24 protein-coding genes are annotated in these 22,086 nt (G+C 64.9%); 8 read left to right on the top strand and 16 right to left on the bottom strand.

Annotated elements, in window-relative coordinates; translation table 11 throughout:
- Positions 1-461 precede the first annotated feature (461 nt).
- The gene (locus tag ACFO5K_RS13435) at positions 462-1,166 is read left to right on the top strand and encodes a hypothetical protein (protein ID WP_378561238.1); all 705 of its coding nucleotides are present in this window, start codon (positions 462-464) and stop codon (positions 1,164-1,166) included.
- Between the two features lie 361 nt (positions 1,167-1,527).
- On the opposite strand, the gene ACFO5K_RS13430 is transcribed toward ACFO5K_RS13435, so the two are convergent.
- Both ACFO5K_RS13430 and ACFO5K_RS13425 read right to left on the bottom strand, forming a co-directional pair.
- On the bottom strand, positions 1,528-2,016 hold the full coding sequence (locus tag ACFO5K_RS13430) for a DUF4411 family protein (protein ID WP_067985289.1): 489 nt from the start codon (positions 2,014-2,016) through the stop codon (positions 1,528-1,530).
- The gene (locus ACFO5K_RS13425) at positions 2,016-3,173 is read right to left on the bottom strand and encodes an ImmA/IrrE family metallo-endopeptidase (protein WP_378561236.1); all 1,158 of its coding nucleotides are present in this window, start codon (positions 3,171-3,173) and stop codon (positions 2,016-2,018) included. Before ACFO5K_RS13425 ends, ACFO5K_RS13430 begins: the two co-directional genes overlap by 1 nt.
- A gap of 271 nt (positions 3,174-3,444) precedes the next feature.
- Here ACFO5K_RS13425 and ACFO5K_RS13420 point away from each other — a divergent pair, with 271 nt between their 5' ends.
- Positions 3,445-3,654, top strand: coding sequence for a hypothetical protein (locus ACFO5K_RS13420; RefSeq protein ID WP_378561234.1), 210 nt, complete (start codon positions 3,445-3,447; stop codon positions 3,652-3,654).
- A gap of 1 nt (position 3,655) precedes the next feature.
- Here the strand turns inward: ACFO5K_RS13420 and ACFO5K_RS13415 are convergent, their stop codons facing one another.
- The 6 genes from ACFO5K_RS13415 to ACFO5K_RS13390 form a co-directional block, all read right to left on the bottom strand.
- Positions 3,656-4,408, bottom strand: coding sequence for an HNH endonuclease (locus ACFO5K_RS13415; RefSeq protein WP_378563803.1), 753 nt, complete (start codon positions 4,406-4,408; stop codon positions 3,656-3,658).
- A 2,586-nt stretch (positions 4,409-6,994) separates the two neighbouring features.
- Positions 6,995-7,624, bottom strand: coding sequence for an HD domain-containing protein (locus tag ACFO5K_RS13410; protein ID WP_378561231.1), 630 nt, complete (start codon positions 7,622-7,624; stop codon positions 6,995-6,997).
- A 120-nt stretch (positions 7,625-7,744) separates the two neighbouring features.
- Positions 7,745-8,368, bottom strand: coding sequence for a pyridoxamine 5'-phosphate oxidase family protein (locus ACFO5K_RS13405; protein ID WP_378561229.1), 624 nt, complete (start codon positions 8,366-8,368; stop codon positions 7,745-7,747).
- Positions 8,365-8,667 (bottom strand): hypothetical protein, encoded by a 303-nt coding sequence (locus ACFO5K_RS13400; RefSeq protein ID WP_378561227.1) that lies wholly within the window; start codon positions 8,665-8,667, stop codon positions 8,365-8,367. Before ACFO5K_RS13400 ends, ACFO5K_RS13405 begins: the two co-directional genes overlap by 4 nt.
- A gap of 29 nt (positions 8,668-8,696) precedes the next feature.
- A complete protein-coding gene (locus ACFO5K_RS13395; RefSeq protein ID WP_378561225.1) occupies positions 8,697-9,242 on the bottom strand; it encodes a carboxymuconolactone decarboxylase family protein in 546 nt (181 codons plus the stop codon).
- A 286-nt stretch (positions 9,243-9,528) separates the two neighbouring features.
- On the bottom strand, positions 9,529-10,506 hold the full coding sequence (locus ACFO5K_RS13390; RefSeq protein WP_378561222.1) for an AraC family transcriptional regulator ligand-binding domain-containing protein: 978 nt from the start codon (positions 10,504-10,506) through the stop codon (positions 9,529-9,531).
- 260 nt (positions 10,507-10,766) lie between these two features.
- Here ACFO5K_RS13390 and ACFO5K_RS13385 point away from each other — a divergent pair, with 260 nt between their 5' ends.
- A complete protein-coding gene (locus ACFO5K_RS13385; RefSeq protein ID WP_378561219.1) occupies positions 10,767-11,549 on the top strand; it encodes a helix-turn-helix domain-containing protein in 783 nt (260 codons plus the stop codon).
- Between the two features lie 55 nt (positions 11,550-11,604).
- On the opposite strand, the gene ACFO5K_RS13380 is transcribed toward ACFO5K_RS13385, so the two are convergent.
- Positions 11,605-12,429, bottom strand: coding sequence for an AraC family transcriptional regulator (locus tag ACFO5K_RS13380; RefSeq protein ID WP_378561216.1), 825 nt, complete (start codon positions 12,427-12,429; stop codon positions 11,605-11,607).
- A 77-nt stretch (positions 12,430-12,506) separates the two neighbouring features.
- Between ACFO5K_RS13380 and ACFO5K_RS13375 the strand changes: the two genes are divergently transcribed.
- Genes ACFO5K_RS13375 through ACFO5K_RS13365 form a run of 3 tightly spaced genes read left to right on the top strand, consistent with a single transcriptional unit; the run spans position 12,507 to position 15,120 of the window.
- Positions 12,507-13,325 (top strand): alpha/beta fold hydrolase, encoded by an 819-nt coding sequence (locus tag ACFO5K_RS13375; RefSeq protein WP_378561213.1) that lies wholly within the window; start codon positions 12,507-12,509, stop codon positions 13,323-13,325.
- A 52-nt stretch (positions 13,326-13,377) separates the two neighbouring features.
- Complete coding sequence (locus tag ACFO5K_RS13370; RefSeq protein ID WP_378561210.1) at positions 13,378-14,160, top strand: helix-turn-helix transcriptional regulator; 783 nt, start codon at positions 13,378-13,380, stop codon at positions 14,158-14,160.
- Positions 14,161-14,202: 42 nt separating this feature from the next.
- The gene (locus tag ACFO5K_RS13365; protein ID WP_378561207.1) at positions 14,203-15,120 is read left to right on the top strand and encodes a sterol desaturase family protein; all 918 of its coding nucleotides are present in this window, start codon (positions 14,203-14,205) and stop codon (positions 15,118-15,120) included.
- A gap of 123 nt (positions 15,121-15,243) precedes the next feature.
- Here the strand turns inward: ACFO5K_RS13365 and sigJ are convergent, their stop codons facing one another.
- On the bottom strand, positions 15,244-16,140 hold the full coding sequence (sigJ, locus tag ACFO5K_RS13360) for an RNA polymerase sigma factor SigJ (RefSeq protein ID WP_378561204.1): 897 nt from the start codon (positions 16,138-16,140) through the stop codon (positions 15,244-15,246).
- Positions 16,141-16,283: 143 nt separating this feature from the next.
- Between sigJ and ACFO5K_RS13355 the strand changes: the two genes are divergently transcribed.
- Both ACFO5K_RS13355 and ACFO5K_RS13350 read left to right on the top strand, forming a co-directional pair.
- Positions 16,284-17,051, top strand: coding sequence for an SDR family oxidoreductase (locus ACFO5K_RS13355; protein ID WP_378561201.1), 768 nt, complete (start codon positions 16,284-16,286; stop codon positions 17,049-17,051).
- Positions 17,048-17,464 (top strand): hypothetical protein, encoded by a 417-nt coding sequence (locus ACFO5K_RS13350; RefSeq protein ID WP_378561198.1) that lies wholly within the window; start codon positions 17,048-17,050, stop codon positions 17,462-17,464. The genes ACFO5K_RS13355 and ACFO5K_RS13350 overlap by 4 nt, the downstream gene beginning before the upstream one ends.
- 84 nt (positions 17,465-17,548) lie before the next feature.
- Here the strand turns inward: ACFO5K_RS13350 and ACFO5K_RS13345 are convergent, their stop codons facing one another.
- The 6 genes from ACFO5K_RS13345 to ACFO5K_RS13320 form a co-directional block, all read right to left on the bottom strand.
- Complete coding sequence (locus ACFO5K_RS13345) at positions 17,549-18,094, bottom strand: hypothetical protein (RefSeq protein WP_378561195.1); 546 nt, start codon at positions 18,092-18,094, stop codon at positions 17,549-17,551.
- Positions 18,095-18,440: 346 nt separating this feature from the next.
- Positions 18,441-18,929 (bottom strand): MarR family winged helix-turn-helix transcriptional regulator, encoded by a 489-nt coding sequence (locus ACFO5K_RS13340; RefSeq protein WP_378561192.1) that lies wholly within the window; start codon positions 18,927-18,929, stop codon positions 18,441-18,443.
- Between the two features lie 506 nt (positions 18,930-19,435).
- A complete protein-coding gene (locus ACFO5K_RS13335) occupies positions 19,436-19,984 on the bottom strand; it encodes a hypothetical protein (RefSeq protein ID WP_378561189.1) in 549 nt (182 codons plus the stop codon).
- A gap of 361 nt (positions 19,985-20,345) precedes the next feature.
- Positions 20,346-20,951, bottom strand: coding sequence for a response regulator (locus ACFO5K_RS13330; RefSeq protein ID WP_378561186.1), 606 nt, complete (start codon positions 20,949-20,951; stop codon positions 20,346-20,348).
- Positions 20,952-21,039: 88 nt separating this feature from the next.
- On the bottom strand, positions 21,040-21,462 hold the full coding sequence (locus ACFO5K_RS13325) for a hypothetical protein (protein WP_378561183.1): 423 nt from the start codon (positions 21,460-21,462) through the stop codon (positions 21,040-21,042).
- Between the two features lie 224 nt (positions 21,463-21,686).
- Positions 21,687-22,085: a VOC family protein gene (locus tag ACFO5K_RS13320; RefSeq protein ID WP_378561181.1), complete on the bottom strand. Its 399-nt coding sequence runs from the start codon at positions 22,083-22,085 to the stop codon at positions 21,687-21,689.
- Position 22,086 lies beyond the last annotated feature (1 nt).

Genomic DNA, 22,086 nt, shown 5'->3' with positions numbered 1-22,086 from the left:
TCGCGATGGCTGTGGCGGCACCCACGGCGGCAATAACCGCGGCATTGGCGTTGCCGAACACGACGAGGGCAACCAATGCGGTCAGTATCAGTGTCAGTGCGAGAAGATCGACGGCCGCGCCGGGCCACGACATCGGGACTGGCACAGGGGGGCTCTGGGTACCCCTCTTGACGACGCCGGGCTGCGGCTGGACGGCCCGGGGGGAACGGCGTGGCACTGCTACCTCCTGTTTTCGTACTTTGAGTCTGTTTACGGCGCTTAGTGCCGGATAGGCGTTCGGCGGTCGTGCTGAAACAAGGTTGGCAGCAACGGATTTCCCGGGCAAACTCTTCTCAGGTGCTCTGCTGAACTGGTGAGACACCGCTGATGTGAAGTAGATGTCAGGTTGAAAAGATGTTGCCAAGGGGTCGTCAATGGCGAAGCGCCGTCTCCGGAAGCCGGGTGTGCCCTCGGGTGCCCGGTTGTCGTTCTTCCTGTACTTGCAGCGGCTGATAACCGAGTGTGGCGACAAGTCCACCACTGAGCTGGGGCGGATGGCCGGATACTCCCACCAGACCGTATACAAGGCGCTGACCGGCCCACGGATGCCTGCGCGTGCGATGACCGAGGCGCTTGTCGGTGCACTTGCGTGCCAGTCCGAGGTGGACAAGGTGATGAGGCTGTGGAGCCTCGGTGTTCATGAAGAGCGCAACCTACACGAGGAACCTCTCATCGCTGAGGAACAGCCCATCCGCGTGAGTAGTCCTCAGACTGAGCTTCCCCTCCGCCAGCCGGCCCGATCCACGAAGCTGGATCGGGCTCGCGCTGCTGCGGCGGCAAAGGGCGATACGGGCGGTGAGCCACCTCAGAAGCCCTACGACCACCTCATAGCCAGTCTCGACAGCATGGGTGTGTCTGCCGCCCACTACAACATGCGTCTGCAACTCGCGCACCGCATTTGGTCCTGCCTGCACAGCGCGGGCGTTACCCCGGAGATGTTCCAATCTGAGTCGACACGTACCGGCCTGCCCGGCTGGATGGCTGCTGAGACGATGCCAAATCGGCAGCAACTACTGAACTTCGTCTACGAACTCCGACCGGCGGAGGAAGTACGAGATGCGCTGATGGCTGCATACACCAGCGCAGTCGCCGAACGGGAGGAGTTCGGGAAGGCTGGTGCTCCGTAGTCGAGCCGGGTCAGAGTGCTTTCGGCACACTTTCCGAGGGCCTTCATTCCACCCTCGCGAGAGCCGAACGGCTCGTGCGGTCCCTCGAAATCCGTGCGCGCGACGGCCTGTAGCCCGACTGGTTGAAGATCCTGGATATGGCGCCGGTCCAGTCGGGTAGTCGCAGGTTCGATTCCTTGGCAGGACACGCAGAACATGGGCAGCTGCAAAACGTCTGGTCATCGCGGAGGCGTGTTCGATTCGATGATGTTGCTTCGGATACGGGCGGGCAATCCGTTGCCTCGGGCATGGGCAATTGAAGTAATGCTCCGGATGTTTCGCGGGAAGGTCGGGACGCGGGCGCCGTGTCGGTCGCCGCCGGTCAGGTGCCTAGTCTCAGCTTCGCCCCGGTGCGTCGCATCATCTCGAACGGGTCCATGCAGGTGGCACCGATCGCGGCGCACGCGTCAGGGATTTTCACCCGCTTCCGCGAGTTGGGGTCCGGCCTCTCGTGGGTGACCAGCACAAGGTTGTGACCGCGCGCGTGAGCCACCAGTTGGTAATCGGCCTGGTTGCCTGCGAACTCCGCGAGTGCTGCAGGAGTGAAGGTACGCGACGCAGCCCACGCAGAGAGAGCCGGGAAGTGAGCCGTCGTGGCCTGATCGATCGACTGGAAGAACGAACTGTTCCTCTGCGCCCAGGCCGAGAGATCGTCGGCTCGGCCGACCAGCTCAGTCTTCACCGCCTCAATGCTGCACACTTCGCCAGCAGCATGCGCGCCCTCAAGCCATTCCCAAAACCCGGGGGCGATATCGAAGGCGTAGTAGCGGTTCTTCGCCTCGATGAGAACGTTCGCGTCAACCAGGTACATCAACCGATTCCGATCTCGTCGGCCAGGCGGGCGAAGGTTTCGTGCTTTTTCGTTCCAAGGAGCTGAAAGGCATCTCGGAAGCTGGTGTCGCCCTGATAGGTGCTAGCGACCACGGCACGCGCGAACTGGCGGCTTAGGCGCAACGGCTGAGTGTAGTAGTAGTTCCCTCCAGAGTTCTCTCCGCGGAAGCGCTTTGCCAACTCGATGACTGCCTCTCGCTCTGCCTCGTACCGCTCCTGATAGTCATCCCAGCCGAGGAAACGTGCGTCGAACAGACGCTTGAGGATCACCAACGTGCTCACCCTGTAGCGACGGGCCAGCCGTGTCAGCTCCTGGGGTGTCAACTCGCCCTGGTAGTCGCGGCGAAGAGCGGCCAGTGGGACCAGGACTTCGGCGGAGACCCGGTTGCACCACAGCTCTTCGGCAACGCCGTCCAACGCGGTCATCGCCGCGTCGGACAGGGCGCTGCCGCCGAGCCAGACGTGGGCGAGCTCATGGACCAGCGTGAAAATCTGCGCCGCCTTAGTGTCGGTACCGTTGACGAAGATCAGCGGCGCCACCGGATCGGACAGCGCGAAGCCCCGGAACTCCTCCGGGTCGAGCACGCGGTGAGTGTCGCCGCCGACGATGCCGTTCACCATCACGAGGACGCCGATGGCCTCGGTACGGTCGATCAGCTGCCGCAGCGCATCGTCGGAATTGGCAAAGGCGGTGCGCTCGGTCAGGTCGAAGCCGAGGGCAGCGCGGATCGCCCGCGCTGCATCCACCGGAGGTGTATCGGTTGTCGCGGAGCCCACGAAATCCAGCTGTGGAGCACCGTGATTCCGTGCGTAGTCGCGGTACCACTCTTGCCGGGTCTGGCAGATGTAGATCGTGTCCAGCAGGTCCACCGATGGGCGGGGAACCGTCGCGTTGCCGACCGTACGCATGTCCGGAATAGGCAAAGGCTCGTTCGGGGGCTCGGGCAGGAACAACAGACCGAACGGCGTATGAGTCGCCTGCGCGAAGCTCTCCAACTGCTTTAGGGTCGGCTGACGCTCGCCGCTGATCCACTCATCGAGTTTCGGGGCACGGCGCTCTATTGTCTCGTCGTCCCAGCCAGCGCGTTCGACGGCCCACTCCAGGAGGCTGGGGGCGACACTGACGCGTACCGGCATCGGACCTCACCTCTCCTTGCTTTGCTGCAGTGTGATCAGTTTGGCATGGCTGCCGCTCGTGCGGTATCCGAAGGAGTAAAGCCGTCTGTCGAGCGATTGAGCAGGTGGTAGCCGCGGTCAGCATGCCCTCCCTCCCAGCGTAGAACGTTGGCGACGCGCCGAATCCTCGCACCTGCGGTTTCAGCCTCTATCTTGCGAGAGATACCGACAGGCCCTGCGGCACCGGGTGAACCGTCACGGATTTGGGACCGCTTTGGGCTGTCTCGGCTTGATGTCCGGTACGCACTTCATGCAGGTGTCCAAGTGGCTGGGACACAGCACATTCACCCTCACCTTGAACACCTACGGCGACTGGATCCCCGAAGAGGACGGTGGCGCGACCAACCTGCTGCCCGAACCACTCGCCCCGGTGGCTACGTCTGCTCCGGTGGTTGAGGTTCCGTCGAGTGTGGTGCCGCTGTTTGGTCGTCGGTCGGGGTAGTTCAATCCCACAGGCCAACGATCTCCGCACCGGCACGGAGCGCGGTACGCACCCGCGAATAATGGAGATTGCAGAGCCCGCGAACCTCGGCTGTTCGGGTACAGTTCTCTGCTGAGCATTTTGGCTGGTCGGATCGGCTGAGTAACCATTTACTGTAATGCCGTTTGCAGAGTTCTCGAGTATGAGAACTTTTGTCGCACCCCTCATGCTTGCAGGTACTACGATTGCGAAGCCATTGAGTGTAGTGTGACCGACAAAGTCCCCTCGCGCGCACAGGATTAATGCAATCTTTCGCACTGCACGCCGACAACTTTGCGGGCAATTCTGTCGTGCCGTACTTCTTGACACGGTGGTAGTGCTTGTCGCACATTCTTTTTGTACCTGCAACTCGGTCACACTCGTCCGCAGAGCAAGTCGCTCGAGTCATCGGCATATAATCGTCCCGCCATCTTTCAAGTAGCACCAGAACCTCGGCTGGATCTCGTCGCCAGCCGAACTTGTCGCCTTTCGCGATATTGCAGGTCTTATGCGCGAGTGCCAGATTCTTCGGATCATGGCTTCCGCCTCGGGCAATCGGAATTATGTGGTCTACCTCCGCGGCTAGCGGGTGGTGCTTAAATGCGTCAGTCGGAATCGGCAGCCCACATATGCTGCAATCATCGCCGTCGCGTGCCCGAATGTCATCCGCCGATAGGTACAACGACGCGCTGCGATGGCGGCAGTCATCGCACAGCTTCTTCGAAATCGGTGTCATGCGGTTTCCGCCGCCGCTGGCGGGAGCTAGGTAGTCAATCAGCTTTCCGCATTGACTGCATTCGGCGGTTTTGCTTTTTGTTGGATGCCGTCGCGCCAAATTTCGGCATGTTATTGAGCAGTACCGACTCGTGCTGCCAGCACCGACCGGCTCGCCGCACCATCTGCATGGTCCGTTCGGTGTTTGGGGGGCTCGACTAGAAATTGCTCGAAGGGTCTCTCCGCGATTTTGCTGCTTCGCGTGGCTCGAGCACAGGCCCTTGCCTGATACCTGCCGATCGCAGGCAGGACCGCCGCATCGGGGCTTGCAGGCTTCCGAACAGTAGCGCCGACCCCTTGGAAGGCCTGCCAAATCTTTACCGCAGCCACGGCATGGGCGACTCGTCGGATGTTCTGCGCCAATGCCGTTGTCCTTAGCGCGGGCTCGCGCTGCGAGCGGGGCAGATGACAATCGGCCAGTCCGCTGGAGCTTTGCATAGTGATACCTGCATAGACCGCGTGCCTTTATCGCGTTCGAGCAGTCGGTTGTGGAGCACATTCCGGTAGATCTTCTCAGGTTTTTGCGCGCGGCGTCGTAGTGCCGCTGGCACAGACCCTTCGCCGTGGTTTTGCCGTTGCAGTGAGCCGTCGAGCAGACCTTGGGCTTCCGCTTCTCTAGCGATCCAGTGCGACGCAGGCGTTGGCGATGCATGGAACAGAGCCCTTCACGGCTGCTCCGTGTCCGCTCACAATCAGGAGCGTGGCATCGCTCTCCCCGTGCACGTGAGCGGCTTCCGTTTGGGTCGCCGTACTTCCAGTAGGCTTGATAATGCTTTTCACAAAGCTGTTGACTCTTGTTCGAGACCTTCAAGGAACACGCCTCCGCCACGCAAGTGGCTACCGGACCCTTGCCTGATCTATCCGGCACAAAAGGTGCCGGCTCTGCGGCCGAACCATCTTCCACCTGCTCAGACTACGACGGGACACCGACGACCGTTCGCACCCGGCATGTGACAGCCTCTTGCCGGCCTCATGCTGACGAACTTGTTCGCCAGCATGAGGTTATGGCTGTCTACCTGCCCGCGTGCCGGGGTGGCGACGCTGATGTACGTCGTGACCGGCGGCGCAACGCGCCCACCTGCGCAAATGAAGCGGCCCCCACAGGGACTCGAACCCTGACTGGGCGGCTAGTACTTCCTGAACCGCTTGTTGAAGTCCTCGATGCGAAGCTTGACCGGATACAGCCGGATCCACTCCGGCCGTCCGCGATCGAGTCATAACCCCCGCGACACAGACGGTCTCGCCGTAGGTGTCGCTGGGATTCGGGTAGGTCTTGATTGTGATCATCGCCGTTGCTGTCACGTCGCCCGCGCGCGGTGACCTGATGCCCATTGACCCCCCGGAATCCGGCCGATGGCTGTCCCCGCTCAACCATAGTAATGCAGAGAGGTGAGTGATCGCAGCAGTTCAACCAGCAGACCGCCGGGGCGAAGATTATTGTGATGCAATCTATTTCAATACACCGTGGGTGCTTCGGCCTGCTGCTATGGCAGATGTTCGCCGTCGTGGTTCTCGGCACCCTAGATCTCGAAGACGGCCTCGAGCGGCGCTGCCCGCTGGCCCAGTGGGGCGCTCGCATCAGGGTGCGCGGATTGTCCGGGGGCGACGGTTCGTCGACCGGGCGCGTCGGCCTATGTCGCCCACTGTCAGGTCGACGGCCGTGGCGGCGGCGTTGGACAGGCGATTGGCGGATGGGTTGCGTGGTGCACGCGACGGGTGTGCTGTGCGAGCACGGTGTCCTTGAACGTTCGGTACGTCGGTGGTGCGGAAGTAACGTATCCCTGCTGTCCAAGCCAAGGCGGTGGCCGCGCTGTTGAGTTGGCTGCAGAGTCGTGGCGATAGCGATCCGTGCTGAAACCCGTGTCGAGCGGTTCCCGGCTCTGATCGCGCAGCCTCTGCTGTGTGCCCTGCCGGGAAGAAGTCGGCAGGTGCAAGACTTGAGCGGGCCCGCCGGTAACCCCCCGCTTTCGTCGTAGAGGTGGCATCAGTGTCAGGCGTTGCCGAGAGAAGATTGTTCGAGAACTGAAGGCCGCGCTGTCGGCAGATTTCATCTTTGTGCTGGTCAACCCTTGCCCTATGCTCCTGACCATCTCAGTAAGGTGAACCGGGCGGCTTCCTGTCGCCCGTTGGGGTACTTGACGTTCTGACCACCGATCAGCGCGGGCCGAGTACCTGCTGCTGGTCTCGGGTAGCGAGCGGAGGGGTGCAGCGCGGTTTTGGCCTCGGACGAAGTTTCCGATCAAAGCGTCGAAATTCTGGTGCAGCCAAGCATGTTTTGCGATTTCAGCGACTTTCTTGCCCGGGCGCGGCGGTCGCCGCGCCGGACTGATCGTCGGTGGGTCGGGCTCCCGCACACTGACTCCGTCAGGCCGATGGGCTCATGACGCTCTATGTGGGGTCAGGGGTTCGAGTCCCCTTAGCTCCACTTAAAACATCAGGTCAGGCCCGGCACTAGTGCCGGGCCTGACCTGTTTTGTTCTGCTGCCCCCCGATTACCTCCAGACCGTCGACTGCTGGCTCATGGTGGTTTCGCTTTCTCGGAGGGTGTTTACTCCGACCAGGCGGAGTTCTGGATGACCTCGACGAAGTCGCCGCGACGGAAGCCTGGGACGAAATGGGCCAGTACATCGGCTTTGACATTGCCGAAGGTGGTGTCGGGGCGGTCACGAATGCCGTCGGTGAAGGCGGCCAGGATCTGGCGCTTGAAGTCGGGGCGCGGATGTTCGGCGATGACCGCCGCACGCTGGTCATCCGTGATCGCGTCGTAGCCGATGCCGAGTACGTCGAGTTCGACGCCGCGGGTGACCAGTGCGATCTCCGGCGCCATGTGCAGCGGGATCTGCGGGGTGGTGTGCAGGGCGATGCCGGTCCAGGCCAACTCGGCCATGCAGTCGGCGATGCCGTGGGCGCGCAGGAAGCGACGCGCCTCGTCGGCGCCGTCGATCTCGAAGCGCTGGTGGCCGGTGCGGTAGTGCCGGGTCAGGCCGAGATCGTGGAACATGGCCGATACGTACAGGATTTCGGGGTCGTAGCTCAGGCCCGCGGCCGTGCCGCGCAGTGCGCCGAAGTAGTAGACGCGCCGCGAATGGTGGTAGATCAGCGGGCTCGCAGCGGTGCGAACCAGCTCGGTGGCCTCGGCCACCAGCGCGGAATCCGGGATCGCCGGAAGTTCGGACATCAGAGGGTTCCTTTCAGACAGTGACCGGTTCGCGACGGCGAACCGGGGTGAACCGAACAGCGCCGTCGTCGCCCACGGCATGGCCGCCGAGCACACAGCGGCGGCGACGAGCCACGGGAATCAGTCGTGCGCGCAATCTCCGCGTAGCCGGGCGACTTCTCCCTCGAGCTCGGAGTTCTGGTGACGCAGGGCCCGCATCGCTTCGGCGACTACGGCCTGCGGGTACAGCACCGGGATATGTTGACGGCAGTTCCAGTCGAACGCCTCGACCTCGATCAATACCGCGCGTTCGGCCTGTGCGCGATATCCGTCGATCACCAGCGAGGCAATCAATTCCGGATCATCGGCGGCCTCGACCGCCCGGGCCCGGCCGAAGATCTTCATCCGCGACTGGGTGGCGTAGTCCATCAAGAACAGCGAGACGCGGTCGTCGTGGTCGAGGTTGCCGCGGCTGACGTACTGTTTGTTGCCGCGGAAGTCGGCGAAACCCAGTGTGTGCGGGTCGAGTACTCGCAGGAATCCCGGTGCGCCACCACGATGCTGGATGTACGGCCAGCCGGTCTCACCGACCGTCGCCAGGTAGAAGCTGTCGCGTTCGCCGATGAACCAGGCCTCGTCGGGCCCGATCCGATCGGCGACCTCGGGCACCTGCGCCATTCGCTCGTAGCTGTGCAGGCTGCCGTGTGTGCGTTGGTGCTCACGCACCAGCGGGGTGAACGCGACCTGACCGTAGTGCCCGGTCATGACTTGCCTCGGGGGCGTTCGATGTGTGCGCTCGGTGAGTCGGGACTCGCCGGATCGAGGGCATTCTTCGGGTCCCCGGGTACCGGGTGGGTGGACTCGGGCGTCGCGATGAGCACACCGCCCGCCGTGGCCGACCCCAGCGGGGGTGTGTCCTGGTCCAGGTCATGCAGCGCGATATTGCATGGCCCGCCGTAGGTTCCGATGTCGAGACCGGAACCGAGCTTCTCGGCGGCACGCAACATGGTGTTGTGCGGGCCGGTCCGCGGACTGGGGGACAGGGCGAGTGCGGTGTGCGTCATGGCTTGTCTCCGTTGTGGTGCGGGGAGCGTCAGTGCGTGTGGTGGCGCACGACCGGCCAGTCGATATCGGTGTCCACGGCCTTGTTCAGGTAGTTGGTGAACACATTGAGCGCGACATTGGCGATCACCTCGGTGATCTCCGCGGCGGTCAGGCCCGCAGCTCGGGCCGACTTGATATCGGCTTCCTCGACCCCACCCTTGGTGCGCACCACTGCGGTGGCGAAGGTCAAGACCGCTGCGGCTTTCGGTTCGGCGGACTGCCCGTGGCGGGCACTGCCGATTTCGTCGGCGTCGAGCTTGGCGATATTGGCGCCGAGGTAGCTGTGTGCCGACAGGCAGTAGTCGCAACCGTTCTCCTCGGCGACCAGCAGCGCGATCCGCTCCCGGGTCGGCGCCGAGAGCGCGCCACCGCCCAGTGCCCCGGAGAACCCGAGGTACGCCTCGAGAACGGCAGGGCTGTTGACCATCGCCTTGGTCATGTTCGGGGTGACGCCCAGGGCTTGCTGCACGCCGGCGAGCAGGTCGGCGGCTTTGCCGGTGGCGGTATCGGGCTGGATCAGGGGCAGACGAGACATTGGAGAGGCCTTTCGGATTCGAGGGAAGCGCCTGTTGGGCACACCTGAAACGTATGGCCCCAGCGGTCGCTGACGACGGACCGTTGACGACGTTCAGCGGACCATTCACGCCAAACCATCCAGTCGGATATATCTGGCGCCGCTATGCGTGCCCGCCCACCCGGGGGCCATCATGAAGCAGCGGCTTGTTCGGCCATGCCCGAGCAATCCCAGCCGGAGGCCGGGAAGGGCCTCTGGCGTGGATCGGTTCGGGGCCGTTGGAGACCTCCGCTTCAGCCGGACTCCGTCAGGATTGGCGGAGAGCGTGGGGCGGGTGGCCCAGCCAGCGGTTGACGGAGCGGCGCAGGGCCCGAGCGTCGCTGTAGCCGAGACGGGCGGCGACGGTTTCCAGCGGGAGGTCGGTGTCGCGCAGTAGCTCGAGTGCACGGTCCTGGCGGGCTGTCCGGACCTCTTCCCGCCAGGTCGTGCCATGCTCGGCCAGTCGGCGTTGCACCGAACGCGGACTCATCATCAGTCGTTGGGCGACTGCGGCCAGGGTCGGTGCGTCGTCTTGGGCAAAGGCCATATCGAGCGCCGCCCGGAACACGCCGAGCCAGTCCAGGACCGGCTTGGCGGTGGCGTAGACGAGATCGGCGTGCTCGAGGAGGACGTGCTCCAGTCCCGGCGGGGACATCGGCAACGGTGCACGGACGTCGTCCTGCAGGAAGGTCATCGAGTTCCACGGGGCGTCGTAGACGATGTTCGCGGTGCCGAATGCCTCGACGAGACGCGCGTGCGCCCGGCTGGGCGGATACTGGAAGGTGACCCGGACCGGCGTGACCGGCCGTCCGGTGGCTTCCCGTGCCCGTCGGAGGAACAGCGCTTGCGCAAAGATTCCGATGGCCGCATCGACGTCGGGGGCGTAGGGCGTCATGCCATACCGGATGGTGAACAGTGCGCCGTCTTCGATTGTCTCGATCGTATCGGTGCCCGGATTGCTGATGAGATGCACACGATCGAAGGCACGGCCACAGCTGCCGATGAAGTTCTCGCCGGTGACGAAGAGGTAGTCCCATACGCCGAAGTGCCCCACCGGCACCAACGTGGCGGCTTCTATTCCGACGACCGTTCCGAGGTCGCTGGTGATGAGCTGTTCCCACATCGAGTAGCTGGACTGCGTGGAGACCCGGCATCGATCGTCGGCGAGCACTTCGGGCCGCAAATCCTGCCGCTGCGCGAAAACGGTGGCGTCCATTCCGGCGCAGGACAATGCTTTGATCAACATCCGCGCAATGCTCACGGAGTTCGACCCTTCGTTCACTGCTGAATCCTCTTCACGCTCTCGCCTCGCTACACCCTAATCTCCCGGGTGTCTCGCCCGGCCGGGTACGGGGCTTCTTTCCGCCCCGCCGCAGCTTCGGCCCGAGACCGGATTCCGAACCGGGGCAGACTTTCCCACCTTCTTGACCCCTTGGCCGTGCCCCGAGCCAGGGGTATTCTTCTCGCCTCCGGTGCTCGCGGTGGCGTAGCGATACTCTGAGAGGCGTGGACACTGATCCGCTTTCGGATATCTGTGGTTCGGCGCGGACGCCGGTGGCTTGGGTGCGGGCCGGCCATGTCGGCTATGTCGGACCGGATCTCGGCGTCGAACCGCATTCCCCGTCGGTCGCCATGCTCAGCGTCGGACTGCACGGCCCGCTACTTGTGCATACCGGCGCGCACGGCCGGATCAGCACCGGCAGTTTCTTCGCCCCCGCTCGCACGACACAGCGACTGGTCGCTACCGAGGGCTGGATTCTGGCGCTGTTCGTCGAGCCCGCGGGCGCGCCGGCCACCGCCATCGCTGACGAGATGACTGCTTCCGTAGGGGTTTTCGGCCTCGACCATCGACGGGAACGAGAACTGGTCGAGTTGTGCTCAGCCGAGAGCGTGGACCCGGATCGCATCTACGCCCGCGCCGTCGCCGGGCCCGCGCCGGTAACCGACCCGCGTATCGAAGAGGTCGCCGGCACCATTCGCGACTATCCGGACCGAACCTTCCGGGCCGATCAGATCGCCGCGAACATGGGCCTGTCCACCACGCATTTCCTGCGACTGTTCACCCAGCAGTACGGCACTTCCTTCCGTGGCTATCAACGGTGGAGCCGCATCGTCCGTACCGTTCGCAACGTCGTGGCCGGCCACGACCTCACTCGCGCCGCCATCGACGCCGGTTTCGCCACTCCGTCGCATTTCAGCGAAACCTTTCGCGACATGATCGGACTGTCGGCCACGGATATGCTGCGCGCGGGTATCCGCTTCGACCTCGGAACAGCTCCCGCCGCATGATTTTCGACCGCCGCGGTGCCGTGCCCGGCGCCGACGGCCATACCCCGCGCAGGGATCAGCTCGTCGGCCACGCGGTTTCATCGATCGCGAGCCACGGTGCGCGCGCGACGAGGGGCGGGGTCATATCGGTGATCGCCTTGGTGCGCCGATGAAGATGGGATTGGTCGGTATAGCCTGCCTCGACCGCGGCATCCGCGGGCGAGCGACCTGCCGCCAGCAGATGGGCGGCATGGTCGAAGCGGACGAGTTCGGCCGCATGCTTGGGCGAGACTCCGATCCGGGTCCGGAAGTGGGACCAGAGTCGCCGGCGGGTCCAGCCGGTCTCGGTGGCGATTGTCTCGATTCGGAGCTGCCCTCTGGTCCGGACAGTCTGGTCCCAGGCATATACGAATTCGGGTGCTGCAGCGAATCTGCCGGGCGCCCGGCTTCGAAGGAACGCGGCTGTGAGAGCGAAGCGGTCGTCCCAGGACGGCATCGAACGGAGCCGCTCGGTCAGAATGCCGGCGCTGCTGCCCCACAGGTGCGACAACGACGTCACGGTACCGCCGATCATCTCGGTGTCTCGGAGAATCGCCGCGGCGGCGACGGGGGACAGACGGATCTGCAAAACTTCGCCGGCCCCCGCGCTGGTCATGCGTAGGGCGCCGGCACGCAGGCCGATGATCGCGTTCCCCACGACCGGGCCTGCGGGACCGTTGTAGGCGACTCCGCGTTCGGTGAGATCGAGCAGGAGCGTGACCGAGGGATGCGGGATCATCGTGAGGTCCACGGCGCCGATGTCGTAGTAGCGGAAACCCGCCATCCGGACTCCCGGAGTCGGGAGACCGGCCGGGACAGCGACCTCGACCCGGCTCCAGTCCAGCAGGCCGGAAGCGGTCATACGCCCCAGGCTAGCCGGATCGCGGCGACGTGACATTCGTACAAGATCGAGCGACGGGTTTCGACGAGGCTGTCGATATGAGCGAATCCGGCCCCGGCCGTACACGTACCGACACGACAGTCCACGGGGTGCACGTTGTCCTCGAAGGAGACCCGGCAGCACCGCCCTTGTTGCTCATCCACGGTTCGGGCGCAACCGGTTCGACGTGGGCACCGGTGGTGCCGTCGCTCGCCACGACGTATCGGGTGATCACGATCGACCTTCCGGGATGCGGCCGATCCGAGCCGGCGTCCGCGTATGCCGTTTCCCAGCAGGCGGACCGGACAGCGGCACTATTGGACGAGCTCGGGTTCGGGAGCCTGAAGGTGGTCGGTCACTCCAGCGGGGGATATGTCGCTACCGCCCTCGTGGAGCGTCGCCCGGATCTGGTCGGCGAGCTGGTCCTGGTCAGTACCGGGCCGAGCCTCGCAGCGCTGTTGCCCGAGCCGGCGATCTTCAAGGTGCTCGCCTCGCCGCTCTTCGGTCCGCTCGTGTGGGCGATGCGTACCGACTTGATGGTCCGCCGCGGACTGGCGGCGACTGCGGTGGCCCCGATCACGGTGCCGGACACAGCGGTAGCGGATCTGCGAAGAACGACCTATCGAGGGTTCCGTGCGATCCTCGCCGCCAACATGGACTACATCACCGCGGGGACTGTGCCCGAGCGCCTCATCGCAGCCGGGAAGCCCCTGCTCGCGGTCTTCGGGGATTCCGACCCTCGGTGGGACCCGGCCGCCGCGCACCAGTACGAGGCGGTGCCGGGCGCCGAGCTCCGATACCTTCGCGGAGTCGGGCACATGGCGATGCTCGAGGACCCCGACGCCCTCGTCCGCTCGATACTCGACTACACCCGCTAGCCGTATGCTTCGGTCCGACCTGACGTGGTGCGGGGAAGAACGCGAGTAGTCGTTGACGAAGAAGTCCGAACGGGCCGCACGGCCGCACCGGCCCGAGCCCAACGGCGTCGCCTCGCGTTGGCTGGGCGGGGTCGTGTTCACACCCGGGTTGATGGCGTTCACCGGCGGTATCGGCGATGCCGCCGCGCACGCGCACGCGGCCGTGCAGGTCTTGTTCGTGGCGCGCGGGCAGCTCACTGTCGCCGACGCGGCCGGGAACACCGCACCGGCAACGGTCGCGATCATCCCGCCGGGCGTGATCCACCGAGTCCACGCCGAACCCGGAACCAGTGGGTTCGTCGCATTTCTCGACCCCGACTCGATCACTGCCCACGCCGCCCTCACCCGCCTTGCCGGAATGCCCGCAGATGCCGCCACCAGCTGGATCGCTGCTGCCACTCCGCGCCCAGAACATCCCGGCCCAGCCCCGCTTCCAGGTGGAGCTCGACGTTGCCATCCGCTGGTGACCGAGGCACTACAGCGCGCGGCCGATTGGGACGGCGGCCCACCATCGTTGACCGAACTCGCAGCCCAGGTGGGGATTTCGCCGAGCCGCCTCTCCCACGTGGTCGCCGACCAGATCGGTCTGCCGTATGCGGCATGGCGGCGTTGGACACGGCTGCAACGGGGCTTCGCCGTGGTGCGCGACGGCGGCTCGCTGACCGACGCGGCGCACACCGCGGGCTTTGCCGACAGCGCGCATCTGGCCCGCACCTGCCGTGACCTGATCGGCATCACCCCGACCGAAGCGCTCATCGCCACGGGGTGGCGACCACCACGAATCCAGGTCAGCTGATTTCTTCAAGCCCCCACATAACTCACCGGCGACGCTGGATTCATGTCCACGCTCGTCGCACCGCTCATCCGTTACGGCTATGCACCATTTCTGCTCCTCGGTATCAACGGCGCCGGTATCGCTGTCGCAGCCGTCGGCGCCAACAAGCTCTGGCTGATCGCCTTGCTCGGGGTCGCGGTCGCGGCATCGTTCGCGGCCGAACATCTGTTGCCGTATCAGGACAGCTGGAACAACTCCCACGGCGATGCCGGCCGCGACGCCACCCACAGCGTTGTCAACGAAACACTCGTTCTCACCAGCGTCGCGGCCATCCCCGCTCTCGCCGCACTCATCCCCGGCGACGGGATCTGGCCACACACATGGCCATTCGTGGTCCAGGTGCTGATCGCCATCCTCGTTGCCGACCTCGGGATCACCCTGGCCCACTACGCCAGCCACAAGATCGGCGTCTTGTGGCGGTTCCACGCCGTGCATCACAGCGTCACCCGCTTCTATGGGCTCAACGGGTTGATGAAGCACCCCCTGCACCAAACCGTCGAAATGATCGCCGGGGTCACACCACTGCTGCTCGTGGGAATTCCGGTCCCCGTGGCTGCGAGTCTGTCGTTGGCGGTGGCGGTGCAGCTGCTGCTGCAGCATTCCAACGCCGACTACCGCGTCGGTGCCGCCAAGTATGTTCTCGCGCTCAACGAAGGCCATCGTTTTCACCACCTGAAGTGGGCGGGCGTCGGTGATGTCAACTTCGGACTGTTCACCTTGATCTGGGACCACCTGCTGCGTACCTACAGCTATGACCCCGCTCGCCGGTTCACCAGCGCCGACCTGGGCATGGCCGCCGAACCCGACTATCCGAGCGGCTATCTCGCCCAGCTCGCCGAACCCTTCACCCGCCACGGCGCCTGCGATTTCGCACCCGAGACCGCCGACTCCGACGAGGCAGAGCGCGTGACAACCCTATGAGCTCATGACGCTCTTCATGTCCGGAGTGCGAACGTAGCGATCCGATGAGACTCGCGCAGCTCGTTACTGATCAGCGACTGGGCGCGGTGCTTCGACGCGCAAAGCTGGGTGCCGTCGATCGCCTCAGCGTTGGCGGGCGGCGGCAGCGAAGGCCAGCTTGTCCTTGTCGGCAATGGTGCGCAGTGCGATGATGCGGCCGCCTTCGAGCTCCAGGGTGATGACGGCGCGCAGTTCCTCGCGGTCGAAGACGAGCAGAGCGGGTTCGCCGTTGACGGGCGCGGTTTCACTGGTGACGCGCAGCATTTCGGGCCGGCGTCCGACGCCGAGCAGATAACGCAGGACCCGGTCGCGGCCCTGGATCGGGCGACGGGCGGCGGTCGCGCCGCCGCCGTCGATCCAGGACACCACATCGGCGGCCAGCAATCTTTCCAAGCTCGCCGCGTCACCGGAGCGTGCGGCGACGAAGAATTCGGCGACGATGCGATGGTGGCGGGCATCGTCGGTGGCGAATCTGTTTCGGTGCCGGCCCACATGCGTGTGGGCCCGATGGTGGAGCTGGCGCGAGTGGGCCGCGTCGATGCCGAGGATGTCGGCGATCTCGCGATGGGAATAGTCGAACGCCTCGCGCAGCACGAAGACGGCTCGTTCTGTGGGGGTGAGGCGTTCGAGTAACACCAGCAGGGCCATCGACACCGACTCGCGCTGTTCCACCGTATCCAGCGGGCCGAGCGCACCGCTGTCGGTGAGTACCGGTTCGGGCAGCCACGGGCCCGGGTAGGTCTCACGGCGCGCCCGCGCGGAGGTGAGCTGGTTGAGGCACAGGTTCGTCACCACTTTGTTCAGCCACGGTCCGGGTGCTTCTACCCAGTCGGCGCCGTGCCAGCGCAGATAGGCGCTCTGCACCATGTCCTCGGCGTCCGTCGCGGAGCCCAACAGGCGATATGCCAATCCGAACAGGCGTGGCCGATTCTCTTCGAACACCGTCGCGCGATGGGCGTCGGTGGGTCCGGGCGAATCCATTGCCGACGAGGTTACTCGAGGATGACTGCCGCGTACGGGCATGTGTGAGCTGGGTCATAGCCTGCGCGCGCCTGTCACATTCCGGAGCGCTGCGCGGTTCTGCACTGGTGAACCACTGATCGCCTGTGAGAAACGAGGTCATGATGAGAACAGTGTTGGTGACCGGCGGCACCGGGAAACTGGGTCGCGCCGTGGTCGAGCGCTTGAACGATGGGCGGCACGAGGTTCGGGTGCTGAGTCGCACCCCGGGCTCGGCGGCCACGCGGCGAGTGGTCGGGGACTTGCGCACCGGGGCTGGGCTCGATGACGCCGTCGCCGGAGCCGAGGTGATCGTGCACTGCGCCACCACCTACGGCCGAGGAGACGTTGCGGCAGCCCGCCATCTGCTCGACGCAGCTGTCCGAGCCGGCCTCGCACCGCATGTGGTGAACGTATCGATTGCCGGTGTGGACCGTATTCCGGTGCCCTACTACCGTGCCAAATTGGCGGCCGAGGAGGCGATCACAGCCAGCGGGTTGCCGTGGACGACGCTGCGCACCACCCAATTCCACAACTTGCTGGCCACCGTGTTCGCGGGCCAGCGACGGCTGCCGGTCACCTTCGCCCCGAAGGGGTTTCGGTTCCAGCCGATCGACATCGGCGATGTCGCCGACCGGCTCGTCGCACTGGCGGTGGGCGAACCGGTCGGCCGCACACTCGAGCTGGGTGGTCCACGGGTGCACACCATGGGTGAGCTGGCGCGTTCCTACCAATCGATCATGGGGTGGCGACGACCGGTACTGTCGCCGCCGGTGCCGGGCAAGACCTTGCGCGGTTTCACCGAGGGGTGGAATCTCGTTCCCGGTAAGCCCTGCGGGACTGTCACATTCGAGGAATTTCTCCTCGGCGGAATCGGCGGTGTCACGCGATGACCGGTACGCGGGGGCTGGTGGTACGTGGTGGTCTTGCGTTCTTTGCCGTTGTTTCCGGTGTGCTGGGAACCTGGATTCTCGTCTCCCCTGAAGGATTCTTCTCCTTTCCCTGGGTCAATCTGGGCATGCCCTACAACCCGCATCTGATGCTCGACTACGGAGCCATGAATCTGGCCGCCGCCATACCCCTCGCGGTGGCCGTGATCTCGGCTCCACTGGTGGTGCGCGCCGCGCTGGCGTCCTACACGGTGTGGACGGTCGCGCACCTCGGGATCCATTGGCACTTGCGCGCGCATCTGGCGGCACACACCTCCGAGGGGCAGGCCGGTGTGCTGCTCGCGATACTCACTGCCGGCGCCGTGATTTCCCTCGCGCTGCTGGTGCTGTCGCTGACCGGCCCGAGGCGTGAGTAACTCAGCGCGCCGCTCCTGGCCGGATGGGTGTAGACCTCGGTCGATGTCACCGGCCACGGCGTTGACCGTCGGGCGGGTGACCGCCTACCCCGCTGCCGTCACCTTGGAGATGTGGGCGGTGGATGCGCGGTCGAGGGAGTCATCGGACGCGCCGACTCGGTCGGTGACGGGGGCTCGGGCGTCTTCGGTGCCGTGGTCGTCGGCGACGCGGGTGTCGTGGGCACCTCCGGCGCCGTGGATGTCCTGGTCGGAGTCGCGGTTGTCGTGGTGCGAGGGGGTACTGACGTGGTGGTGGTCGTCGTGGGCCTCGACTGAAAAGCTCGCCGTGGCGGAGAAACTCACGCGTATCGACGGAACTGCTGTGTTGGTAGCCGAGGCATCGGTCGTCGACGCTGTCGTCGACTCCGTCGTAGTGGGCGTGCCGGTACCGGAGTCGGCGCCGGGGGCATCAGGATCGGCGGCCGATGGGGTGGTTCCGGTACCGGTAGCCGTGTCGGTGCCCGAGATTTCGCCCGGCACGGGGACCTCATGCGGTACCGGGACCTCGTGCGGTACGCCTGATGTCGTGCTCGCGGTGGCCTGGCCCGGGACGGCGCGATAGTCGTATGTCTGCGTGGTGGGTTCTCCCAAGAACGTCTCCGCATTGTTCGCCCGTATCGGCGGGCTCGAATCCGCCCGTACCATGAGCGTTATTCCGATCCCCGTGGTCACCAATGCGGCCATTACACCCGCACGCGATATCTGCTGCCGGAACCGATCGGCAGATGACCCCGCAGCCGGCCGACGACACCATCGCGGAATCTGATCCCGAGGCTCAGCATTGACCTCCGGTTTCGCCACTGGGCCTTCGCTGTTGTCGACGGTGTTCATCCAGCTACCGCTTTCTCCTGCGAGGTGTGTCAGGGATCGACCGAGAAGGGCGGTGCGCAGACACCGCGGCTGCGATCTTTTCAGCGCGGGGCATTCGCGCGAGGTTTCAGGGTTTCGAGTAGGGGTCCACGTCGAGCAGCTGTTGGCGGTGGATTCGTTGCAGTTCGCCCGCGCGGGTGAGGAAGTCGGCGATTATTTCGAGTTCGGTGGAGTCGTAACAGCTCAGCAACATTTTGTAGCTCTCGACGATCATGGGCACGACGAGTTCCTGTATTCGATGGGCTGCGAGCTCAGTGGCCATCACGATCACGCGACGGCGGTCGGTCGGGTGCAGCGAGCGGGTGATGTAACCCTGCTTCTCGAGCCGGTTGAGCATGATCGTGACGCCGGCAGCGGTGAGGCCGAGCCGTCCGGCCAGCATTCCCGGTGTCGTGGACTTCTCGTCCTCGAGCAGGACGATCTCCAGTGCGCGTCGATCGGTCTCGTTCACGCCGAGTATCCTGACCAATTCACGGATCAGATCTTCGACGGTTCCGTGATAGAACTCCAGCGCCTTCTTCAGCTCGACCGGGATCCGGGCGGGTTCGCTTGTCATCGGGCACACAGGCTTTCCCATCGATCACTTGGAACGCGAAGCACTCAGCAGCAGTCGCCGATCAGGGGCGTGTTCGGGTGCCGAGCGCCCGACTCCGTCCGGGGAGTCGGGGAGATCAGTGGGCTCGATGGTTGCAGCAGGCGGCGGTAGCGGAGCTTTGAAGCGGGCATGTGGCTCCTGTCAATCGATTGTCGGCAGCCCGACCGCGGCTGACGAACATCACGAAAGCGGACACCGCATCGGCCGTCGAAGCGACCGTGGCTGTGTCGGATATGCACTGTACGACACAGTGGCCGGTTCGAGACGATGCATCGAGATTATTCGGCCGAAGTGGCTGCTCCCACACCAAACGCGAAGCGGGGCAACCACTGTCGGGAACTACGTTCACCCGGTCCGGCTCGGGTGAGAACCTGGACCGGGCTGCCGGCGCAACCCGATCCAGGCATGTTCACCACAGGTCGCCGACCTGGACTCCGATCATCACGCTGTGGTGTTTGTCGGGCGGTTCAGCTGACAGTGGTGGTGGTGAGGGTCGGGGACGGGTCAGGGAAGCACGCGGTGGCGACATTGCCGACGAACGAGACGTTGGTGGTCATGGTCATGCCGGGATTGGTGTAGCTGGTCCCCGCGTACTTGCTGGTGATCGGCGTTCCGGCCGCGCCTGCGGTGACGTTGAGGGTCACCGCGGGCGGGGTGTAGCTGGTGCCGCCGGCGATCGGACCCGGAACCGTCAGAACGGCATTCCCGCCCGAAACGGCGACGGTGCCCGGCGTGCTACCCCCGGAGAGAGTGGCCGAGACCAATGTCGAATTCGCCGGCGTCGGAATGGTCATTTTGAGATTGCTGATGTTGTTCACGGTGAAGCCGGAAGCCGAACTCGGAACCGACGAGGCGCCCGGTGCGATGGTGATGGCCACCGCGGAGCCCGACGCCGCCGAGCCCGGCGCGGTGGTGGTGACCGTTGCGGCCATGTTCGAGGTCTGGCCGATTCCCCAGACCGTGCCCTTGCAGGCCCAGTTCACGTTGACGGTGGCGGCATTGGCCGGTGCGGCCATACAGAAGACGGTAGCGACAGCTATCGGAGCGATAAGGCTGGCACGAAGCAGGGGTGAGGTCGATCGCATGGCTGTCTCCAGAAATGTCGAGAACGGTGCGGCTGGGATGTCGAACCGCAAAATGAGTGTTTAAAAAATATAACCCGTTCTCGTCTTTCTGTGGTCGAAATCATCGATCTCTATTTGTCGAAAAACTTGTTATCTGCTATTAGATATTCACTACTGATAGTTAATTCCAGAAAAGGTTCTGGCCGGACTGTCATTCGCTCGAATATGCCCCCGGCCGGGGATTGTATCTGATTCAGCCGATTGTCAGATTCATATGCTTACTTTCGAGTCGCGACACTGCGCGGCCGATCCGCTATACGAATCCGGATTCGTAGGCGACGATGACCGCCTGGGTGCGGTCTCGGGCGCCGAACTTCGCCAGGATCGAGCTGACATGGGTCTTCACCGTCTCCGAGCCGACATACAACTCGGTCGCGATCTCCGCGTTCGACAGCCCTTTCGCCATCAGCCGCAGCACCGCCACTTCTCGTTGCGTCAGGTCGGCGCGCGCCAATATCGCGCGTGCGCTGTCGTTTCTGCGCCCAGCCGCCAGCGATCGGACCGCGGCCGGATAGAGCACGGAGTCGCCCTGTGCGACGGTGCGCACCGCATTCGCGATCTCGGCGGGGCGGGCGCGTTTGAGCAGGAACCCGTCGGCGCCGGCGCGCAACGCCTCGTAGACGTAGTCGTCGTTTTCGAAGGTGGTGATCATCAGGATCTTCGGTGGGTTCGCGATGGTGCGAAGTACCGTCCGGGTGGCTTCGATCCCGTCCAGCAACGGCATCCGCACGTCCATGGCGACGACATCCGGGCGCAGTCGCTTGACCTCGCCGACCACCGACACACCGTCGGCCGCCTCACCGACCACCGTAATTCCCTCGTGCGCATCGAGGATCGCCCGCAGGCCCGCACGCGCCAACGGTTCGTCGTCACCAAGGTCTCGCGGTCACCGGATGCTGGGCGGCGGCCATCGGTGTGGGTTGGCTGGCGCTACGCCGCCGCGACTCCTAGCTGGAGCCGCTGGGCAGCAGTCCCGCCGAGCCGCTGCCGAACCGGGCGTCTCCGGTGACCTCGACGACGAGGGTCTTGGTGGAAGAGCCCTGAGTGGCCTCGATGGTGTAGGTGCCCTTGGCCGGCGGGCGCCAGGTGCCGCGGATCGCGCTGCGCTGCCGGTCCGGGTAGTCCAGGCGCTCAGCTGAACCGAGCTCGCGGCCGTTGATCGTCACGGTGGCGGGCAGGTCGTAGTCGGAGCCGAACATCCGGGCCATGACATGACACTCAGCACCCACATAATCGCAAGCGGCGGGCATTCCGCCATCACCCCAGGTGTAGATGGTGATGTCGTCCACCTCCGCCGAGGCCGCGGGAGCCAGGATGGCCGGGAGGATCAGTGCGCCCGCCGCGACGGCGGTCAGTCCGGTGATTCGCATGGGTTCGGTGGTCCTTCGTATCAGTGTGGTCGGCCCCGGGGCTCGACGGGGAACCGCGTGAAGCAGTAGCGTTCCACGGTTGTCGCGGGGCCGGTACCCCGAAAAGCCAGGGCTTGACCCTGGTTTTTCGACCGTCGCCCGGCTGCTGCATCGCATGGAATCGCGGCCGCTTCCAATGGCTCGTGGATCCAGTCGTGCCGGAGGGCAACCTCGCGGTTCTCCCATCAGGGGCGGCGGGTGCCGTGCCCGGCGGGTTGGAACAGTTCGATCAGGTTGCCGGCCGGGTCGGACAGCAGTACCTGTTGCCCGCCGGGCCCCGAGACCGGATCGCTGCGGAAGTCGAGTTCAGCGGCGCGGAGGCGGTCGATCTCGGCGGCCAAGTCGTCGACGAGCAGATGGATGCGGTTGTGGCCGGCCGTGTCGGCGTCTTCGGGAGTGGCCCGTGCGCCCGAGCTGGTCGGGCCCGACAGCAGTAGCCGGAGCCGGCCGCGTGTCACGTCGGCGAAAGCCGGTGCGGCGTTGGTGCGCACCGTGAACCCGAGATGTGTGGTGTAGAAGTCGACGGCGGTCTGCACGTCGTCGACGAGGTAGCGGACATGGGCGAACTGATCCGTGTCGGTCATG

The sequence above is a fragment of the Nocardia halotolerans genome, from assembly GCF_042650145.1.
In the GTDB taxonomy this organism is placed as follows: Bacteria; Actinomycetota; Actinomycetes; order Mycobacteriales; family Mycobacteriaceae; genus Nocardia; species Nocardia halotolerans.
This window is presented reverse-complemented; position numbering and strand designations above follow the sequence as displayed.

Excerpts from the sequence above, each read along its gene's own strand:
- ACFO5K_RS13430 (WP_067985289.1), bottom strand. The coding sequence starts at position 2,016 with ATGTACCTGGTTGACGCGAACGTTCTCATCGAGGCGAAGAACCGCTAC.
- ACFO5K_RS13425 (WP_378561236.1), bottom strand. The coding sequence starts at position 3,173 with ATGCCGGTACGCGTCAGTGTCGCCCCCAGCCTCCTGGAGTGGGCCGTC.
- ACFO5K_RS13420 (WP_378561234.1), top strand. The coding sequence starts at position 3,445 with ATGTCCGGTACGCACTTCATGCAGGTGTCCAAGTGGCTGGGACACAGC.
- ACFO5K_RS13415 (WP_378563803.1), bottom strand. The coding sequence starts at position 4,408 with ATGACACCGATTTCGAAGAAGCTGTGCGATGACTGCCGCCATCGCAGC.
- ACFO5K_RS13410 (WP_378561231.1), bottom strand. The coding sequence starts at position 7,624 with ATGTCCGAACTTCCGGCGATCCCGGATTCCGCGCTGGTGGCCGAGGCC.
- ACFO5K_RS13405 (WP_378561229.1), bottom strand. The coding sequence starts at position 8,368 with ATGACCGGGCACTACGGTCAGGTCGCGTTCACCCCGCTGGTGCGTGAG.
- ACFO5K_RS13400 (WP_378561227.1), bottom strand. The coding sequence starts at position 8,667 with ATGACGCACACCGCACTCGCCCTGTCCCCCAGTCCGCGGACCGGCCCG.
- ACFO5K_RS13395 (WP_378561225.1), bottom strand. The coding sequence starts at position 9,242 with ATGTCTCGTCTGCCCCTGATCCAGCCCGATACCGCCACCGGCAAAGCC.
- ACFO5K_RS13390 (WP_378561222.1), bottom strand. The coding sequence starts at position 10,506 with ATGTTGATCAAAGCATTGTCCTGCGCCGGAATGGACGCCACCGTTTTC.
- ACFO5K_RS13380 (WP_378561216.1), bottom strand. The coding sequence starts at position 12,429 with ATGACCGCTTCCGGCCTGCTGGACTGGAGCCGGGTCGAGGTCGCTGTC.
- ACFO5K_RS13375 (WP_378561213.1), top strand. The coding sequence starts at position 12,507 with ATGAGCGAATCCGGCCCCGGCCGTACACGTACCGACACGACAGTCCAC.
- ACFO5K_RS13365 (WP_378561207.1), top strand. The coding sequence starts at position 14,203 with ATGTCCACGCTCGTCGCACCGCTCATCCGTTACGGCTATGCACCATTT.
- sigJ (WP_378561204.1), bottom strand. The coding sequence starts at position 16,140 with ATGGATTCGCCCGGACCCACCGACGCCCATCGCGCGACGGTGTTCGAA.
- ACFO5K_RS13355 (WP_378561201.1), top strand. The coding sequence starts at position 16,284 with ATGAGAACAGTGTTGGTGACCGGCGGCACCGGGAAACTGGGTCGCGCC.
- ACFO5K_RS13350 (WP_378561198.1), top strand. The coding sequence starts at position 17,048 with ATGACCGGTACGCGGGGGCTGGTGGTACGTGGTGGTCTTGCGTTCTTT.
- ACFO5K_RS13340 (WP_378561192.1), bottom strand. The coding sequence starts at position 18,929 with ATGACAAGCGAACCCGCCCGGATCCCGGTCGAGCTGAAGAAGGCGCTG.
- ACFO5K_RS13335 (WP_378561189.1), bottom strand. The coding sequence starts at position 19,984 with ATGGCCGCACCGGCCAATGCCGCCACCGTCAACGTGAACTGGGCCTGC.
- ACFO5K_RS13325 (WP_378561183.1), bottom strand. The coding sequence starts at position 21,462 with ATGCGAATCACCGGACTGACCGCCGTCGCGGCGGGCGCACTGATCCTC.
- ACFO5K_RS13320 (WP_378561181.1), bottom strand. The coding sequence starts at position 22,085 with ATGACCGACACGGATCAGTTCGCCCATGTCCGCTACCTCGTCGACGAC.